General features: G+C 71.6%; 16 protein-coding genes and 1 pseudogene. 7 read left to right on the top strand and 10 right to left on the bottom strand.

Annotated elements, in window-relative coordinates; genetic code table 11:
- Positions 1-135: 135 nt before the first annotated feature.
- Together ACFWV8_RS07685 and ACFWV8_RS07680 are read right to left on the bottom strand one after the other, a co-directional pair.
- Positions 136-645 carry a hypothetical protein gene (locus ACFWV8_RS07685; protein WP_384198859.1) on the bottom strand — a complete coding sequence of 170 codons (510 nt, stop codon included), beginning with the start codon at positions 643-645 and terminating at the stop codon, positions 136-138.
- The gene (locus ACFWV8_RS07680; protein WP_384198858.1) at positions 642-1811 is read right to left on the bottom strand and encodes a hypothetical protein; all 1170 of its coding nucleotides are present in this window, start codon (positions 1809-1811) and stop codon (positions 642-644) included. The genes ACFWV8_RS07685 and ACFWV8_RS07680 overlap by 4 nt, the downstream gene beginning before the upstream one ends.
- 88 nt (positions 1812-1899) lie before the next feature.
- On the opposite strand from ACFWV8_RS07680, the gene ACFWV8_RS07675 reads away from it, so the two are divergent.
- Positions 1900-2022: a hypothetical protein gene (locus ACFWV8_RS07675; RefSeq protein ID WP_384198857.1), complete on the top strand. Its 123-nt coding sequence runs from the start codon at positions 1900-1902 to the stop codon at positions 2020-2022.
- A 103-nt stretch (positions 2023-2125) separates the two neighbouring features.
- Here ACFWV8_RS07675 and ACFWV8_RS07670 read toward each other — a convergent pair whose 3' ends face one another.
- Both ACFWV8_RS07670 and ACFWV8_RS07665 read right to left on the bottom strand, forming a co-directional pair.
- Entirely contained in the window at positions 2126-3799 is a 1674-nt protein-coding gene (locus ACFWV8_RS07670; protein ID WP_384198856.1) for a serine/threonine-protein kinase, read from the bottom strand.
- A gap of 131 nt (positions 3800-3930) precedes the next feature.
- Positions 3931-4914, bottom strand: coding sequence for an Acg family FMN-binding oxidoreductase (locus ACFWV8_RS07665; protein ID WP_384198855.1), 984 nt, complete (start codon positions 4912-4914; stop codon positions 3931-3933).
- A gap of 226 nt (positions 4915-5140) precedes the next feature.
- On the opposite strand from ACFWV8_RS07665, the gene ACFWV8_RS07660 reads away from it, so the two are divergent.
- The 3 genes and pseudogenes from ACFWV8_RS07660 to ACFWV8_RS07650 all read left to right on the top strand — a co-directional run bounded on the left by ACFWV8_RS07660 (position 5141) and on the right by ACFWV8_RS07650 (position 7372).
- Complete coding sequence (locus tag ACFWV8_RS07660) at positions 5141-6184, top strand: zinc-dependent alcohol dehydrogenase family protein (protein WP_384198854.1); 1044 nt, start codon at positions 5141-5143, stop codon at positions 6182-6184.
- A gap of 151 nt (positions 6185-6335) precedes the next feature.
- Positions 6336-6718 (top strand): annotated as a pseudogene (locus ACFWV8_RS07655) (sensor histidine kinase); the annotation flags it as partial.
- Between the two features lie 192 nt (positions 6719-6910).
- The gene (locus ACFWV8_RS07650) at positions 6911-7372 is read left to right on the top strand and encodes a cyclic nucleotide-binding domain-containing protein (protein WP_329378467.1); all 462 of its coding nucleotides are present in this window, start codon (positions 6911-6913) and stop codon (positions 7370-7372) included.
- A gap of 68 nt (positions 7373-7440) precedes the next feature.
- Here ACFWV8_RS07650 and ACFWV8_RS07645 read toward each other — a convergent pair whose 3' ends face one another.
- Positions 7441-8172: a response regulator gene (locus ACFWV8_RS07645; RefSeq protein ID WP_384198853.1), complete on the bottom strand. Its 732-nt coding sequence runs from the start codon at positions 8170-8172 to the stop codon at positions 7441-7443.
- A gap of 306 nt (positions 8173-8478) precedes the next feature.
- Here ACFWV8_RS07645 and ACFWV8_RS07640 point away from each other — a divergent pair, with 306 nt between their 5' ends.
- A complete protein-coding gene (locus ACFWV8_RS07640) occupies positions 8479-10920 on the top strand; it encodes a glycoside hydrolase family 65 protein (protein ID WP_384198852.1) in 2442 nt (813 codons plus the stop codon).
- Here ACFWV8_RS07640 and ACFWV8_RS07635 read toward each other — a convergent pair.
- The 3 genes from ACFWV8_RS07635 to ACFWV8_RS07625 all read right to left on the bottom strand — a co-directional run bounded on the left by ACFWV8_RS07635 (position 10889) and on the right by ACFWV8_RS07625 (position 13462).
- On the bottom strand, positions 10889-11917 hold the full coding sequence (locus tag ACFWV8_RS07635) for a zinc-dependent alcohol dehydrogenase family protein (RefSeq protein WP_384198851.1): 1029 nt from the start codon (positions 11915-11917) through the stop codon (positions 10889-10891). The genes ACFWV8_RS07640 and ACFWV8_RS07635 overlap by 32 nt on opposite strands.
- An 88-nt stretch (positions 11918-12005) precedes the next feature.
- Positions 12006-12620, bottom strand: a complete 615-nt coding sequence (locus ACFWV8_RS07630; protein ID WP_384198850.1) for a hypothetical protein — start codon at positions 12618-12620, stop codon at positions 12006-12008.
- A 125-nt stretch (positions 12621-12745) separates the two neighbouring features.
- The gene (locus ACFWV8_RS07625) at positions 12746-13462 is read right to left on the bottom strand and encodes a response regulator (protein ID WP_384198849.1); all 717 of its coding nucleotides are present in this window, start codon (positions 13460-13462) and stop codon (positions 12746-12748) included.
- Between the two features lie 202 nt (positions 13463-13664).
- On the opposite strand from ACFWV8_RS07625, the gene ACFWV8_RS07620 reads away from it, so the two are divergent.
- Entirely contained in the window at positions 13665-14150 is a 486-nt protein-coding gene (locus ACFWV8_RS07620) for a pyridoxamine 5'-phosphate oxidase family protein (RefSeq protein WP_384198848.1), read from the top strand.
- 13 nt (positions 14151-14163) lie between these two features.
- On the opposite strand, the gene ACFWV8_RS07615 is transcribed toward ACFWV8_RS07620, so the two are convergent.
- Entirely contained in the window at positions 14164-15906 is a 1743-nt protein-coding gene (locus ACFWV8_RS07615) for a GAF domain-containing protein (protein ID WP_384198847.1), read from the bottom strand.
- A 93-nt stretch (positions 15907-15999) separates the two neighbouring features.
- On the bottom strand, positions 16000-16833 hold the full coding sequence (locus ACFWV8_RS07610; RefSeq protein WP_384198846.1) for a universal stress protein: 834 nt from the start codon (positions 16831-16833) through the stop codon (positions 16000-16002).
- A 193-nt stretch (positions 16834-17026) separates the two neighbouring features.
- Here ACFWV8_RS07610 and ACFWV8_RS07605 point away from each other — a divergent pair, with 193 nt between their 5' ends.
- On the top strand, positions 17027-17902 hold the full coding sequence (locus ACFWV8_RS07605) for a universal stress protein (protein ID WP_384198845.1): 876 nt from the start codon (positions 17027-17029) through the stop codon (positions 17900-17902).
- The last annotated feature ends 163 nt before the right edge of the window (positions 17903-18065 follow it).

Raw genomic sequence — 18065 nt, 5'->3', positions numbered from 1 at the left:
GGGGTTTTCCTACCCCACGCCCCCCCCCGCCGGGGGGGGCCTGGGGGGGGTCGGCTGACCCCGCAGGGGGGTGTGGGGGGGCCGGGGCCGCTGTTGACGGCGGCCCGGTCCCGGGTGTGGTTGGGCTGGTGTCTCTCAGTTGGACGGTCGCGCGCCGCGGGCGTACGGCCACTCCCGCAGCGAGCGCCCAGCGACCAGCCAGGCGTGCAGGCACGACGGCAGCAACGACCCGTATCCGGAAGCGTGGTACGGCAGGTGAGGGCCGTACGGTACGAGGACGACAGCCCGGTCGGAGCCGCCGGCCACGGCCCAGCCGCCCGCGCCCCCGACACCGGCACCGGCACCGGCACCGGCGAGGGGCAACGCGGCGATTCCGCAGGACGGGTGGGCCGAAATGAGCTCCGCCAACCGGCGCAGTGCGTCGGGGACCGAACGCGCCCGGCTGCCCTGGAGTACGTCCGCGCAGTCCAGCAGGCGGCTGTCCCGGCAGACGTCCAGGTCCACGACGAGGTGCTCGTCGACGACCGCCGGCGCACCGCCGAAACCGACCCCGGCGCCGAGGCGCACGCCGAACGACGCGTCGGCGCAACGCGCGTTCAGCACAGCCGGGGCCGGGCCCGCTTCGACCACGACGAAGCGCTTCACGCCGACACCTCCCCGCGTCCTGGCGCCCACCCGGGCAGCGGGAGCGGCGGCGGTTCCGGCAGCGGGACGGTCACCGGCTCGTGCGCGGGCTGGCCCATCCCCAGGAGCCCGTACATCAGCCTGCGCATGTTCCGGTTGAACCGGCCCGGCTCCGACGTGATGCGCGAGGCGATGGCCGCGTACTCCTCGGGCCGGTACTCGCGTGCCGCGTAGGCGAGTTGGTCCATCAGCGGATGGGTGGGCGACAGCGTCGGCGCGTGCGCCGCGAGAGCCGCGGCGGGCGACGACGGATTGATCTCCCGCTCCGGCGAGGTGGCCAGCAGCATCGGCGCCCCGGTGAGCGTCCCGTAGAGGGTGACTGAGCCGTGATCACCGATGATCCAGTCGGCCGCGATCAGGACACTGCGCCAGTCCGCCTCCGGCGGCACGAGCGCCATGCCGAGTTGGCCGCACCGTGCCAGCCACGCACGGATCTGATACGCCCCGTGGCCGGCCCACACATTGGGGTGGACGAGCAGGGCCGTACGGTAGCGCGCCGCCGGGAGTTCGCCCATCAGCCGCGGCAGCAGCGTGTCGAAGTGGCCGAAGGAGGAGTGCGCTCCCCAGGTCGAGACCGCGACGACGAACTTCTCTCCTTCGACGAGCCCGAGCGCGCGACGGTACGCGGCGCGCAGCGGCAGGCTTGCGGTGATCCGGTCATGCACGGGATCACCGGTCACATGCGCCAGCGGGAGCGCCTCCGGGCAGTCGCGCGCCAGCTCGCGCAGTTCGGCGTGGTGCGGCACGACCACGGCGGCGGGCAGTCGCCCGCCGGGCAGGATGTCCTGCCTGCGCAGCCCGGCCACGCCCGTGTTCGCTCCCTCGGTCACCCGCTTCAGATAGTTGGCCCCGTGCGGCAGTGTGATCAGCGGTGCGTCGATGTACTGCACGCCGCGCGGCCCGGCGGCGAGGGCGAGATCGAAGGTCATACGGGTGGCCTGCTCCCACGGCAGCACCACGCTTCCCAGCCTCGCGAGGAAGGCGGGCACGTCGTCGCCGAAGGCGTGCGGCGGTGCCGTGAAGAGGACCTGGACCCGGAAGTCGGCTTCCAGCAGGGAAAGGACATCGAGCAGCCGTTTCCCGTACGTCACGGTGTGGACCACCGCGAGTATCCTCTTGCGCCCCACCAGGGTCAGCCACTGCCGTGACTCACCCGTGTTCGCCTCTGTGGTCCCCGCGTCGCTGGTGGTTGTTTCGAACCTGTTCGTTTCGGTCGTGCCCGATCCTGTCGTGCCCGATCCTGTCGTACTCGATCCGTACGGAGTCGATCGGTACGTGATGGACCCGTACGTGATCGATCCGGTCCTGCTCAACGCCGACATGGCGTCCCCCTGTTGACCGCACTCTTCCGAGTGCCATGAACTTCCTTCTGTCGAGGGGATGCCCGGCAGGGGGGACGGAAGGCTGGACGGACCCTTGCGAGAACCTTGCAGCCCTGGTGTCAGGAGCCCGTCCGTACGAAGGACCTGTGGGCCTCGACGAAGTGGCGTTCGGCAGCCGCCGCCTGGCCGGCCGGCGCGGAGACCCAGAGGTCGTACATCTTGCCGCCCTCGTCCCAGCTCAGGTCGTACGTTCGGCGCGGTCCGCCGTCGGCGGCGCCGCCGTCCCAGGTGAACTCCCAGACGGCGGCCGGGAATCCGTTGTGTGTGGTCTCGCGGACGGAACCGTCGCGGTAGCCGGAGTAGTCCGACGGGCCCGACGCGTGTGCCTGGCGCATCACCGCGGCGGGGCCGTTCGGGTCCAGGGCCTGGGGATGGACGCCGATACGGAAGGCGTTGTCGGCGGAGTTGTAGAAGACCCGGGGTGATTCGTCGGTGCGGATGAAGCCCGTGGGGGTGGCCATCTTGAAGCCGGCCGGGTCGGTGACGGTCCGGTAGCCGTCGGGGGCCGGGTCGCCGCCGGCCCCGGGGGTCTCCGCGGGTCCGGTGGAAGCGGGCTTGTCCGCGTCGTCGCCGAGGGGTTCGGCCGCGTCGGAGTCCTTCCTGCCGGGATCCTTCGACGTGTCGGGGGTCTTGGCGGGCTTCTCCGTGGCCGCGTCGGAGTCCCGCTCCCGTACCTCGTCCGCGGGACCGCTCCCCGCCTCCGTCCCCTTGGCGGAGTCGTCCCTCGTCATGACCCACGCACCGGTGCCGCCCGCCGCGAGGACGACGGCCAGCGTGCCGACGAGAAGCGCCGTACGGACCCGTGGGCGCGCGGCCGGTGCGGAGGCGGCGCCGAGCACGACCGGGGCGCCGGAAGGGGACGGGCCCCCGGGCTTGGGACTCACCGGCGTGTGGGGCACGGTGGGCATCCGCTCCTGCGTCAGAAAGCCGCGCAGTGTCCGCTCGACCTCGTCGGCGCCGAGCCGCTGCCCGGGATCCCGCTCAAGGAGACCGTTCACGACGGGAAGCAGCGGACCGGCCGAGTCGGGCACCTTGACCTCGTCGATCACCACGGCGTGCAGCACCTCCGCCATCGAGTCGCGGCGGAACGGCGACTCGCCCTCGACGGCGGCGCAGAGGAGCACCCCGAGCGACCACAGGTCGGACTCCGGGCCCGTACGCTTCCCCGACATCCGCTCCGGAGCGGTGTACTCCGGGGAGCCGACGAACGCGCCCGTCTCCGTAAGCGTCGCCTGCCCGTCGACCTGCGCGATCCCGAAGTCCGACAGCACCACGCGCCCGGTGGCCGCCTCCAGGAGTACGTTCGCGGGCTTGAGGTCACGGTGCAGCACTCCGGCCGCGTGCGCGGCGCGCAGGGCGGCCAGCAGGGCGAGGCCGATACGGGCGGCCTCCGCGGGCGCGACCGGGCCGTCCGTGGCGATCCGGTCGGCGAGCGACTGGCCGTCGATCAGCTCCATCACGAGCCAGGGCTGCGCGTCGTGCTGGACGACGTCGTGCAGGACCAGCACACCGGGGTGCTTCACCTGCGCGACCGAACGCGCCTCGCGCAGTGTGCGCTGCCGCCGGCTCTCGGCCTCGGCGGGCGAGAGCCTTTCGTCGACGTGCAACTCCTTCATCGCGACGGCGCGGCCGAGCAGTTCGTCGTTCGCCCGCCAGACCGTGCCCATACCGCCGCGTCCGAGCGGTGTGGTGATGCGGTAGCGCCCCGCTATGAGATCCCCGTGACTTGCCATGGCGGCATCATACGAACTGCCGTTCCTGGAGGGGCAGTTGGGCCGACTGATGGTCATTGTGCACAAGAGGCGTGACCGAGCGGTGAAGAGAGGCGCTCTCGACCGCGTCCACCGGCCCGGGAGATCCCCGATCAGTCGGTGAACCTCAGCACTTCACGTACGGGGCGACGCTGTGTCTTCGGTCCGTGGGGTCCGTATCCCAGCCGCAGGACCATCTGGACATGCCCCGAGCCCGAGACCGGATCGCGTAGCAGCCACCGCAGATCGGACCATTCGAGTGCCTGGGTGGCGAACGAACTCGTCAGCCCGTGCAGGGTGGCGACGAGCAGCAGCCGTTCCAGCGCCTGCCCCGTCCGCAGCCAGTCGGCCGGTCCGTCCGACGCCGTGCTGAGCAGTGCCAGTTGGGGCCGTTCCTCGAAGTCGACGGTGGGCCGGCCCCGGACCGCGTCGAGCCCGGCGAAGTCGCGGGCGGGGGCGGTTCCACCGAGCTTGCGCGGCCCGAAGGCGTAGTCCGGTACCCCGTCGGTGGTGACGTCCGTCCTGGAGTTCCTGGTCCACCGGGCCCGCTCGGCGTCCCGGTCGGGGTCCATGAGGTTGTAGCCCTCGGCGTCCCTGATCAGATCCAGCACGGTGTGCAGATGCGTGGGCGCGAGGAAGTCCAGTTCGGCGCCTTCGAAGCGGGCGGCTTCCCCGAGCAGGTCCCGGAGACCGGTGGGAATCTCGCGCTCGGAGAACGGAAAGCGGCTCGTGTGCCTTTCGTGGATCGCCGGGTACAGGTCGGCCCGCGGCGTCGCCGTCGCGGCGGAGCCGACGCGTACGGTCGCCAGCAGATCCGGAGCGGCTGGATCGGGCAGCAGCGCCGTCTCGGAGCGGAAACCGAGGTGGGCGAGCGCGACCCGCAGGTTGAGCAGCGCCGCTCCGCACCCGATGTGCAGACCTCGTCCGTCGGGGTCCTCGTGCGGCAGGGCACGCGCCGGATCCGCGTACATCGTGAAGGTGCGGGTGCTCGGGGCGTACCGGAACAGCCACGGCTGTGCGTTGTGCATCGACGGTGCGGCGGTGGCGTCGGCCACGAGCCCCGTCACCGTCCGCTCGTCGATCGTCTGTGCGGACACGGTGCCTCCCGAGCCTCGTCGTACTTCCAGCATGGAGCCGTGACCGGGTTCGGGGCAGGGGCCGACCGGCCCCTTTCCCGGAGCCTCGCCGACCCGGTGTGGAAGCCCCTTCCCGGGACCTGTCGACGCCCGAAAGGGCTGAGTGGCCCCTGGGGCGCCGTGCCGACGGGAGTCACGCTCGGGTGTGTGGCAGCGACAGCCACACACCCGGAGAAGGGGACACGTCATGAAGGCACTGGTTTTTCACGGGCCGGGAAAGTCGTCGTGGGACGAGGTCCCCGACCCCGCGCTCACGGACGCGGGGGACGTGGTGGTCCGCGTCGACGCGACCACGATCTGCGGAACCGATCTGCACATCCTCAAGGGGGACGTCCCGGAAGTCGCCCCGGGGACGGTCCTCGGACACGAGGCGGTCGGCGAGGTGGTCGAGGCCGGCCGCGACGTGCGGACCGTGCGGCCGGGGGACCGCGTGCTGGTCTCCTGCATCTCGGCGTGCGGGCGTTGCCGCTACTGCCGCGAGGCCCGGTACGGCCAGTGCCTCGGCGGCGGTGGCTGGGTGCTCGGGCATCTGATCGACGGTACGCAGGCCGAGTACGTGCGCGTCCCCTTCGCCGACATGTCCGTTCACCCCCTGCCCGGCGGCGTGAGCAGCGAGGACGCCGTACTGCTCGCCGACATCCTCCCCACCGCCTACGAGGTGGGAGTCCTCAACGGCCGGGTCGGCCCCGGCGACACGGTCGTGGTGGTCGGATCGGGTCCGATCGGGCTGGCGGCGATCACGACCGCACAGCTGTTCAGCCCCGGCCGGATCATCGCGGTCGACCTCTCTCCCGCCAGGCTGGAGGCCGCTCGGCGGTTCGGTGCCGACGAGGTGGTGAACGGGGCGGAGGACCCCGCCCGGGTGATCGCTGATCTCACCGGCGGCTCGGGCGCCGACGTGGCGATCGAAGCGGTCGGTGTGCCGGAGACCTTCGAGTTGTGCACCCGCACGGTGCGCCCCGGCGGACACGTCGCGAACGTCGGCGTCCACGGAAAACCTGCGGTGCTCCACCTGGAGGACCTGTGGATCAAGGACGTGACGATCACGACCGGCCTGGTCGACACCTCCTCCACCCCGATGCTGCTGGGCATGACGGCCGCCGGACGGCTTCCCACGGGCTCGCTGGTCACGCACACCTTCGCTCTCGACCGGATGGAAGAGGCGTACGAGGTCTTCAGGGCGGCCGACAGCGGGGCGCTGAAGGTCGTCCTGAAGAGGGCGGGTGCGTAGGGAGGCGACCCGCTTCCGGTACAGGATGCGGTCACAGAAGCAGTGGCTACCGTGGAGTTACACCCTCTGGGGCTGTCGTTCGGATCAGGCCCCAGGGCTGGACTGCCAGCTCGGCGCCGTACAGTACGGCAATCCCGAATCGGTGCAGAGCCTGCTCCGGGCCGTGCTCTCGGTCGGACGGGAGCTGGACCTCCCCCAGGTGCTGCGGGGCATCGTGGAGGCGGCGGTCGCGCTGGTCGACGCGGATGTGCCGCCGGAGGCGGCCGAGCATGTCGTCGCCGTCCTCGCGGAGGCGCTCAGCAACGTCGCACGGCACGCGCACGCCACCTCGGCGTCGGTGTCCCTCGTGGTCCGCGGCGGGACGCTGACCCTGTCGGTCTCCGACAACGGGGTGGGCATCGGGAAAGACAGCCGGAGAAGCGGGCTGGAGAACCTCTCCAGGCGGGCCGCGGCCTGGGCGGCACCATGGCGCTCGAAGCACCCGGCGACGGGGGTACCCGCCTCGTATGGGCCGTCCCGGTCGTCCCGCGGTGATCGCGTGCCGGGCCGGGGGCGCGGGGGCGCCGGGGTCGGAGCGCGGGGCGAGGGCAAGGGGCCGTTCGGGCCACCCGCGAGGCCGGGCGGTCCTTGCCTGAGCCCGGTCACCACAGGCACCCTGGAAGTCGAGCGACCCGTCCGGCAGGGCGTCGGGGTTCGGCGGACGGAGCGGAATCTGGAGGTACGGCCATGACCATGACTCTGCTGAACGCTCTGCCCGGCCAGGGACGGGAGCATCTGATGGAGTTCTCCCGTCCGGTCTCCTTCGCGGCGGGTACCCGGATCTTCGAGGACCGGGATCCGGCGGACCGGTTCTGGGTCATCCGGACAGGCGCGGTCAACCTCGATCTGCACAGGCGTGCGCGGAACACGGGCACGCTGGAGATGCTGGGCCACGGCGACCTGCTGGGATGGTCGTGGCTGGTCCCGCCGTACACCTGGCGGCTGGGTGCCGAAGCCTTCAGCATGGTCCGGGCCGACGAGTTCGACGCCCGCGCCGTACGGGCCCTGTGCGACGAGGACCCCGTCCTCGGACTCGCGCTGACCCGCCGCGTGCTGGAAGTGGTGGCGGACCGTCTCCAGGCGACCCGCATCCGCCTTCTGGGCATGTACGCCCCGCAAGGCAGCGAGGCCAGGCTGTCCATCGAGTGACGCCGCACGCGTACGGTGCGTACGGCTCATGGGAGGCCGGGCGGATTCCTCCGGTGAGAGCCTCCTGATCAGCGGTGACCGCCGGCGTGCCCGTCCGGCCGGCCCGTGTGGTCGTCGACCCGGGATGCCGCCTCCGTGGCGAGAACCGCTGCCTGGATACGCCGCTCGACGCCGAGTTTGGCCAGCAGCCGCGAGATGTGGTTCTTGACCGTCTTCTCGGACAGAAAGATCCGTCCGCCGATCTCACGGTTGGTGAGCCCCTCCCCGATCAGCACGAGAATCTCCCGCTCACGCGGTGAGAGCTGCGACAGAGCGCCCTGCTCGGCCTCCGTACCGCCACCGGCCTCCTCGCCGCGGAGATTCCTCATCAGCCGGGTCGTGGTGGCCGGGTCGAGCATGGACTGGCCCGAGGCCACCGTCCGCACGGCGGCCACCAGGTCCGACCCCTTGATCTCCTTCAGCACGTATCCGGCGGCCCCGGCCATGATCGCGTCGAGAAGCGCGTCGTCGTCGTCGAACGACGTGAGTATCAGGCAGGCCAGCCGGGGCATGCGGGAGAGCAGCTCCCGGCAGACCGTGATTCCGTCCCCGTCGGGAATCCGTACGTCGAGCACGGCGACATCCGGGCGCAGGGCCGGGCCCTGGGCCAGCGCGTGGGCGGCCGTACCCGTGTCGCCGACCACCTCGATATCGGGTTCGGCGTCGAGCAGGTCCTGTACGCCGCGCCGGACGACCTCGTGGTCGTCGAGCAGGAAAACCCGGATCGGGTGGGACGGCGAGAACTCCCTTGCCTCACTCATATCGGTCCTTCCGCGGTTCGTGGACCAGTCCCGGCCTCCATCCTCGCCCGCCTTCCGGGGCCGGACCAGGGCCGAACGGGCCCCTGCTCCGGCCGGAGGGCTCCGGCTCCGGGGCCCTGTGGTGCGTTGGCCGGGAGCGTCTGTCGGGGGGACGCTGGAATCCGGCGCCCGGCTTCACGACGTTCCGGAGGACGCGATGCGGGAGGAAGCGATGCGAGACGCGAGCACGTCGGCACCCGGCCCGGTCGCCGGCGGCGGAGACGGGCCCCTTCGTTGAGCCGCCGGGACGGGGGTGAGGGACCCGCTGTGCGGGCGGGGACATGGACGTACGAGGGTTTCGACCCGGAGCAGGAACGCCTGCGCGAAGCCTTGTGCACCCTGGGCAACGGCTACTTCGCCACCCGTGGATCGGCGTCGGAGATCTCCGCCCCGCCCTGGCACTCCCCTGGCACCTACGCGGCGGGGTGCTACAACCGGCTGACGTCCACGGTCGAGGGACGCCAGGTCGAGAACGAGGACATGGTCAATCTGCCCAACTGGCTGCCGCTCCGCTACCGCGTCCGCGTCGAAGGCGCACGCCCCGGCCCGTGGCTGGCGCCCGGCGGCCCCGAGCTGATCAAGTACGGGCAGACGCTGGATCTCCGGCACGGCACACTCACACGGGGGTCGGTCTACACGGCGGCGGAGGACCCTGCCGGACCTCGGCTGCGCGTGGAGGAGTGCCGGCTGGTCCATATGGGCGAGCCTCATCTGGCCGCGCAGCGCACCTCGTTCACCGCCGAGGGCTGGGCGGGCGAGGTGGAGATCGAGACGGCCGTCGACGGCGACGTACGGAACGCCGGCGTCGACCGCTACGCGGACCTCGCGGACCAGCATCTGACACGCTGGCGTACCGGCTCCGAGGAACGCGACACGGTGTGGCTGTGCTGCCGCACACTCAACTCCGACATCCTCATCGCGCTGGCCTCGCGGACCAGGGTGGCCGGCCACCGAGACATCACGCCCCGCACCCGGCTCGCCGACCGGCGGGCCGCCCAGACCCTGACGATCCCCGTGGGGCGGGGCGAGACCGTGGTCGTCGACAAGACGGTCGCGCTGTACACCTCGCGCGATCCGGCGATCAGCGGTCCCCTGCCGACGGCCGTCGAGGCCGTACGACGGGCCCCGGGCTTCCCGCGCCTCCTCGCCTCGCACCACCACGCGTGGGAGCGCATCTGGCGGCGCGCGGCTCTCGACGTACCCGGGAAGGCGGGCTCGATTCTGCGGCTGCACCTGTTCCACGTACTCCAGACGCTCTCCCCGCACACCGCGGGCCTGGACGTCGGGGTACCCGCGAGGGGGCTGCACGGCGAGGCGTACCGCGGGCATGTCTTCTGGGACGAGCTGTTCGTGCTGCCGTATCTGAACCTGCACTTCCCGGAGGTGTCCCGGGCGCTCCTCGGTTACCGGCACCGGCGGCTGCCGGCGGCCTGCCGGGCGGCGGCGGAAGCAGGACGCGTGGGGGCGATGTACCCGTGGCAGAGCGGCAGCGACGGACGCGAGGAGTCACCGGAACTCCATCTGAACCCGCGCTCGGGCCGCTGGCTGCCCGACCACTCCCGCCTCCAGCACCACGTCGGATCGGCGGTCGCGTACAACGTGTGGCGGTACGCCGAGGCCAGCGGCGACACGGAGTTCCTGCACGGCAAGGGCGCGGAGATGCTCATCCAGATCGCCCGCTTCTGGGCGGACGCGGCGGTCTGGGACCCCTCGCTGGACCGCTATCGGCTCCGGGGTGTCGTCGGCCCCGACGAGTACCACGACGGCTACCCGGACTCCACCACGCCGGGGCTCGACGACAACGCGTACACGAACGTAACCGCCGCGTGGGTGCTGACCCGGGCGCTCGAACTCGGTCGCGCCCTTCCCCGTACGCGTCGACAGGAGCTGTTCGAGCGTTTCGGAATGGATCCGGGCGAGCCGGACCGCTGGGACGACATCGCGCACCGCCTCCATGTGCCGTACCACGAGGGCGTCGTCAGCCAGTTCGAGGGCTACGCGGACCTCGCCGAACTCGACTGGGAGCGGTACCGCGGGCGCTACGGCGACATCCGGCGGCTGGACCGGATCCTGGAGGCCGAGGGGGACTCGGTCAACCGGTACAAGGCGTCGAAGCAGGCGGACGTGCTGATGCTCGGCTATCTCTTCTCGCCGCAGGAACTCGCGGGTCTCTTCCGGCAGCTCGGTCACCGGTTCGACGACGAATCCTGGCGTGCCGCCATCGACTACTACCTGCCGCGCACCAGCCATGGTTCGACGCTCAGCGCCCTGGTCAGCGCGTGGGTGCTGGCGAGGGCGCGCAGGGACGAGGCGTGGGCCTACGCGGAGGAGGCTCTCATCGGGGACGTGGCGGACATCCAGGGCGGCACGACCGGGGAGGGCATCCATCTGGGCGCCATGGCCGGGACCCTGGATTTCGTGCAGCGCTGTCTGACCGGGCTGGAGACGCGCGCCGACGGGCTGTGGCTCGACCCCGCGCCGCTGCCTCAGCTCTCGAAGTTCCGGGTCGGCATCCGCTACCGGAACCACTGGGACGTGGACCTGCGGATCCGGGCGCACCGGGTACGGATCGCCGTGCCGGAATCGGAGGAGGATCCCGTACGCCTCGTGCTCGACGGGAAGGAGTGGGCGGTCCCGCCCGGTACCGACCGCCTGCTCGATCTGGCCCGGGGGAAGGTCAGCCCGGCACGAGCACGGCGGCGCCGTTGACGCGGTCGGCCGCGAGGTCGCTCAGCGCCTGGTCCGCGCGGTCCATCGGGTACGGACTCACCGTGACCTCGATACCGATCCGGTCGGCGAGGGCCAGGAACTCGCGTCCGTCCTGGCGGGTGTTGGAGGTGACACTGCGCAGGTCACGCTCCTGGAAGAGATGGCGCTGATAGTTCAGCGAGGGGATGTCGGTGAGGTGGATACCGGCGACCGCGAGTGTGCCCGACCGGTCCAGCGCCTCCAGGGCCACCGGCACGAGATCGCCCACGGGGGCGAAGAGGATGGCCGAGTCCAGCGGTTCGGGCGGGCGGCCGTAGGCGTCACCGGCCGAGGCGGCACCGAGGCTGAGCGCCAGTTCACGTGCCCGTGCCGATCTGGTCAGCACATGGACGGTGGCTCCCTCGGCCAGGGCCACCTGGGCCGCCAGATGGGCGGAGGCGCCGAAGCCGTAGATGCCCAGCCGCCCGCCCTCGGGCAGTGCGGCGCGGCGCAGCGAGCGATAGCCGATGATCCCGGCGCACAGGAGGGGCGCGAGCGGGGCGGGGTCCCGGTCCTCAGGGAGCGGGTAGGCGAAGGCCGCAGGGACCAGTGCCAGATCGGCGAAGCCGCCGTCCTCGTCCCATCCCGTGTAGGTGGACCAGGGGCAGAGGTTCTCCCGCCCGGCCCGGCAGTAGCGGCACTTTCCGCAGGTGCCGCGCAGCCACGCGCCGCCGGCGCGGTCACCGGCACGGAACGAGTCCACCGCGTCGCCGGTGGCGACGACGCGGCCGACGATCTCGTGGCCGGGTACGGTCGATGGCCGCCGGGGTGCGAGATCGCCTTCGGCCAGATGCAGATCGGTACGGCAGACACCGCACGCCTCCACCCGCAGCAGCAGGTCGCCTGGCCCTGGGTCGGGCGGGCGCCGGCTGACCCGGGTCAGGGGTCCGGTGCCGATGGGTCCTGGCCTCTCGACGGCCCAGGCGTGCGTCGGTTCTCCGGAGACTGCGGACGTCATGGTTCAAGCCTGTGGCAGGTGGGCTGCCGGGGCAAACGACACCGGTCCGGGACACGGTGACCGTGTCCCGGACCGGTGGGCGATCCGGTCAGTGGAACCAGCGGTTGCGGTTGACGACCGGGAGTCGCTCCCACAGGGCGCTCAGGCCCCAGGTCCGGCCGGCGTAGGCGGCGGCGAGGCCGATCAGGACCACCGCGTACACGATGTGGTAGTCGAGGACGGGGTTGCTCGACATGCTGGGCGCGCCGTCGGAGAGATGTCTGGCGGGCGGCCATTCCGCGAGCCACATCATGCCCATCATCAAGGTGCCGGCCATCGCGGCGAACCGCAGGGCGAAGCCGGCGAGCAGGGTCACGCCGATCGCGAGGAGGCCGAGCATGAACAGCCAGTCCACCCATGCCTGGCCGGCCCAGCTGTGGAAGGTGGACTCCAGCGGCCCCGCGGCGACGCCGCTCAGGAAGCCCTTCGTCGGCGATCCTCCGTCGATCCAGGCCGCTCCGCCGGGAGTCGCGTATCCCCAGCCGAACGCCTTGTCCAGGAAGGCCCAGAGGAACACCCCTCCGAGGATCAGGCGTACGACGGCGAGGATCCTCGGGAGGAAGACATCCGCACCGGTTCGGGCGGCGTCCGCGATGCTCAGAGCCTGATCGTCAAGGACCGGCCGTGAAGTACGAGGCCGGTGCGAACCCTCGTGAACTGCCATTGGTGTTGCCCCCTTCGGGACTGTGGATACGGTGTGGCTGCTGCTTGCACACTCAATATCCCGCCGGCCGAAGGCGGCGCACAGCGGCGACAGGCCCTCCTCCGAGGGCCGAACGGCCCTCTCCGTCAGCGCCGTTCAGACCTCGGTGATGTGCCGTGCTGTTCGTTCGCGGCGTTCGCCTGGGTGGCGATGACCGCGGCCTGGACCCGTCGTTCGACGCCCAGTTTGGCCAGCAGCCGCGAGATGTTGTTCTTCACCGTCTTCTCCGCCAGGTAGAGGCGTTCGCCGATCTCGCGGTTGGTCAGCCCCTCCCCCACGAGGACGAGGATCTCCCGCTCGCGCTCGGTCAGGTCCGGCAGTCCGGGCGTCCGCTGCTCGGGTTCGGCCTCGCCGCGCAGTCGTGCCATCACGCGTGAGGTGGTCCCGGGGTCGAGCATGGACTGCCCCGATGCGACGGTACGGACCGCGGTGACCAGGTCCGTGCCGCTGATCTGCTTCAGGACGTAACCCGAAGCGCCGGCCATGATCGCGTCGAGCAGCGCCTCCTCGTCGTCGAAGGAGGTGAGCATCAGACAGGCCAACTGCGGCATGCGTGAACGCAGTTCCCTGCACACCGCGACCCCGTCGCCGTCGGCCAGCCGTACGTCGAGTACGGCGACCCGCGGACGCAGCGCGGGAATGCGGACCAGCGCCTGCTCCGCCGTGGACGCCTCCCCCACCACCGTCAGATCAGGTTCGGCGTCCAGCAGATCGCGTACGCCCCGCCGGACCACTTCATGGTCGTCCAGCAGAAAGACGCTCACCGGTGCCGTCGAGCCCTTGCCGCTCCCGCTGTCCGTCACTACCGCTCCCCTCGATCCCTGGCTCCGGTCATCCATCGCCCCACCTGGTGCATCCTCGCCGCAACGGGCGTCAAAAGCCATGTGAAGCGAAATGTCCGTGAGGGATGGACCGTTCGGCCCTGGCACCGGGGCGACGGCGAGGGGACGCTGGTTGTCCGGCAGGCGAGCGCGTGATCGGGCTCGGCGAGAGGAAAGGTTGTGGATGATGAGCGAGCGGATCCCGCGGCCGTCGCCGAGCGCCCGGGAGACACAGCTGCACCGGCACATGGAGGCGTTGGAGCGTGCTGACGCGCTGAATCTGCTGCGCTCGGTGTCACTCGGCCGCCTCGTGTTCACCGAGAGCGCGCTGCCTGCGATCCGTCCGCTCAACCATCTGCTGGACGGGGAGGACATCATCATCCGGCTCGGTGACGGTTCGGCGCTCGCGTCGCTCAAGGCGCCGAGCGACCCGCCGGGAGCCGTCGTGGCGTACGAGGCGGATGTCATCGACCCGGTGCGGCACGTGGGCTGGAGCGTCGTCGTCACGGGATACGCGCGTCTGGTGGACGATCCGGCCGACCTCGAACGCTACCGGGATCTGCTGCGTCCGTGGGTGGCCCGGACGATGACCGATGTGCTGCGTATCCGTCCCGAGCTGATCACCGGGTTCAGGCTCACCCCCGCGGCGGGGCACCCGACGGGCGGCTGAGCGACGACGTCGTTCAGCCGGCGGTCCGTGCCGGTCGATCGTGTTCCTCCTGAAGCAGAGGGGCGCGCCAGACGAATCGGCTGCCGCCGCCGGCGGGCGTGTCGATCGTGAAGGTCCCTCGCGCGCCCCTGGCCCGCTCGGCCAGATTCCGCAGACCGCTGCGCGGTACATCCGGCGGGATGCCGCGGCCGTTGTCCGTGACGGTCAGGACGACCTCGTCGGCGGTGGCCTGGAGATCGACCTCCACCCGGGTGGCGTGTGCGTGACGTCCGGCGTTGCTCAACAGCTCGCCCAGCGCGGCGTGCACGTGGTCGGCGACCGGCGCAGGCACGTCGGTGTCCAGGAGACCCTCCATGCTGAGGCGGGGCGGATAGCCGAGGACGGACGCCGCCTCACCGGCCGTCCGCGCGGCACGCGCCCGCAGGCTGCGCCCGGCCTCCTCGTCCCTGACGCGCAGGCCGAAGATCGTGCTGCGGATGATTTTGATCGTCTCGTCCAGGTCGCCGACGGCACGGGAAAGCCGTTCGGCGGCGCCGGCGTGATCCACCAGCCGCGCGGCGCTCTGCAAGGTCATCCCGGTGGCGAACAGCCGCTGGATCGCCAGATCGTGCAGATCGCGAGCGATGCGGTCGCGGTCCTCCAGGAGCGTCAACTGTTCGGTGTCGCTGCGCCGTTCGGCCAGTTCCAGGGCGACAGCGGCCTGGCCGGCGAAGACGAGCAGCGGATCGATCTCGCTGTCCGTGAAGACCGGCTCTCCCGCGGTCCTGACCAGCAGCAGCACTCCGAGACCGTGCTCGGGGGTGCCCAGGGGGACGGCGACGGCGGGCCCCGGCTTCGTGAGATCACCGGCTCCGCCGGTGAAGCGGTCGTCGTCCGCCAGAGATGCCGTGGCGACAGGGCCGCCTTCACGGTAGGCGGCGCCGGGCAGGGTGCCGTCGACCGGATGGACCAGCCCGCGCCGTTCCTCTTCCCCGCCTCCTGCGGCGAGTTCCACGACGAGGCTGTCGGTTCCGGGCACGGGAAGGCAGATGTCGGCGCGCTCGGCTCCCGTGAGCTCTCTGGCCCGGTCGGCGATGAGCCCGAGAACCTCCGCGCGCGGGCTGCCGGAGAACAGGCTGTTGGTGATCTCCGTGTTCGCGCGCTGCCAGCTCTGCCGGAGCCTCACGCCCTCGTACAGACGGGCGTTGTCGATGGCCACACCCGCCGCCACCGACAGGGTGGAGATGACGGCTTCGTCCTCGGTGTCGAAGTCCTGCCCACCGCGCTTGTCGGTCAGATACAGATTTCCGAACACCTGGTCACGCACGCGGATGGGCACGCCGAGGAATGTGCGCATCGGCGGGTGGCGGGCCGGGAAACCGTAGGACGCCTCGTGCGCCGTCAGATCCGTGAGTCGCAGCGGTTCGGGATTGCGGATCAGCTCACCCAGCAGACCGTGGCCCGCGGGCAGTGGCCCGATCTCCTCGATCTCCTCGTCCGTGACACCGACCGTCAGGAACTGGGACAGTCTGCGACCGTCCGGGCCTATCACCCCGAGCGCCGCGTAGCGGGCGTCGACGAGGACGGCGGCAGCCTCCACGATCCGCCGCAGCACCTGGGCGAGGTCCAGCTCCCGCCCCACCGAGACGACGGCCTCCAGCAGGCTGTGCACCCGGTCCCTGGTGCCCCGGGCGGCGTCGATACGGGTCTGAAGCTCGTCAAGGAGCTCGTCGAGCCGCATCTTCGGTATCTGAGAGAACGGATCCTGCTCGCCCACCGTCGCTCCTCCACAGCCTGGACCGGAGGTCAGACTAGCGGCCCTGCCGGCGTCGTGTGGAGGGCGTCGTGTGGGTGGAGGGTGGACGGGCGCCTACGGTCCCGAGGGACCCGAGCTGTCGTCGGCTCGTACAGGCCCGCCGCCGTCGCCGGGCGGAGTGAGTCCGGAGGGAACCAGCAGCACCGGGCAGCGTGCGTGGTGCAGCAGCGCGGGCACGGTGCGCAGGCGCCGTGAGCGTTTTCCGCCGTGCCTGCGGTACGCGACGACCACCGCGTCGGCGCCGGACGTGGCGGTGATCAGCTCGCTGTCGGCCATGGGCGCGATCCGGTCGTGGTCACGGTCGTCCGTCCCGGCGGGGCTCTCCGCTCCGGTGGCGCGAGCGGTGGAGAACGGCGCGTCGGCGGTGGAGGGCCGGTAGTGCGCGGTGTGGACGAAACGCAGGCGGGCACCGCGCCGTACGGCTTCCTCGAAGGCGAAGCCGGCGGCTTCGAGGTCGGCGTCGCTTTCGACGGCGAACAGCACCTCGCCCGCCCGGAGTTGGCCGGTGGGGCACCCGGCGCCGACCACGAGGAGTGGGCAGGGGCTCCGTTCGGCGACGCTCTGGGCCACGGACCGCGACGCCAGCGAGGCGGGAGCGCGCAGGGCGCGGGTGCCGACGACGACGAGCGCCGCGGTCCTGCCGCGGGTCAGCAGGGCCGTGGCGGGGTCGGCGGCCACGGCCGTGAGGCGGACGGGGAGTTGGGGGTGGCGCGCGAGGACCCGGTCGGCCGACGTGGTCAGGACCGGTCCGGCCACGTCCAGGTCGGGCACGCCGTACACGATCTCCAGAGTCACCGCCCGGCGCCTCGACTCCTCGGCCGCCGCGTCCAGTGCGCGGGTCGCGACGACCGATCCGTCGACGCCCACGACCACATGGTGTTCGAGCATGCGCGTTCTCCCCTCCTGCCCCTGGCGGACCCTCGGGCCGGGCCCGCGACCCAACTCTGGTGCCTGGGACGGGCGTTCCACAGGAGCCGACCGGACCCGCCCGGGGGTCCGACCGGCCCTACCCCCGGGCCTGCGGCCGGTGCCACGTTGCTCGGGACAACAACGTGAGCGGATACGGAAGGTGGTGGGAACGGTGGAGTTCCCCCTGGTGGTCGGCATCGACGGATCCGAATCGAGTCTGCGGGCGCTGGACTGGGCCGCGGACGAGGCGGTACGGCACACGCTGCCGCTGCGAGTGGTGTACGCCCATCTCTGGGAGCCGCACGACAGCGCCCGATCGCCCCTCGGCGCGGGCGAGCCGCTGGACGGGACCTGGGCCGAAGACGTCGTCACCGGAGCGGCCAGGCGGGCGCGGGTGGGCCGGCCCGAGCTGAAGGTCTCCAGCACCGTGCTGCCCGACGCCGCCGTGCCCGCGCTGCTGCGCGAGAGCGAGGAGGCGTACGCCGTGGTCATCGGCAGCAGAGGCCACGGCACCCTGACGGGGCTGCTCCTCGGGTCGGTCGGCCTCCAGCTGGCGGCCCGCGCGTCCGGTCCTGTCATCGTCGTACGGGGCGCGCCGGCCAGTGTCAGGGGCGGCTTCAACCAGGTGGTGCTGGGCGTGCACGACGCCGAACGCAGCTCGGCGGCAACGGAGTTCGCCTTCGCGGAGGCCCAGGCGCGCGGCAGCCGGCTGCACGCGGTACACGCCTGGAGGACCCCGGCCTACGTACTGCCCGACGTGCCGATCCCCCCGGACCTGTTCACGGAGAACCAGGAGCACGAGGCGCGGGAACTGCTCACCGCCGCGCTGCAGAAGTCCGCCCACCGGCACCCGTCGGTGCGGGTCGTCCAGGAGGCGTTCAACGGCCCCGCTCGCGACGGTCTGCTGGGCGCGTCGAAATCCGCCGATCTGGTGGTGATCGGCGCCCGCCGCCGCCACAACTCACCGGCCCTCCAACTCGGCAGCGTCAACCACGCGGTGCTCCACCACGCGTCCTGCCCGGTGGCGATCGTCCCCCAGCGCCCCTGACCCCGGACCCCGGACGGTCGCGGGCGATCGTCCTGCGGTCGGCAGGAAAACGAACGTAATAGCAGGTCAATCGCGCGGGCCCGGCGACCATCGCCGGGTCCCGCGCTCGGGTGTGTCCGGCCGTTTATCCGCCCTGCTCATGAGAGCAAAAAAAACCGCATGT

The organism is Streptomyces sp. NPDC058665 (genome assembly GCF_042714995.1).
Lineage (GTDB): Bacteria > Actinomycetota > Actinomycetes > Streptomycetales > Streptomycetaceae > Streptomyces.
The sequence above is the reverse complement of the archived record's forward strand: the minus strand, read 5'-3'. Positions and strand labels throughout refer to the sequence as shown.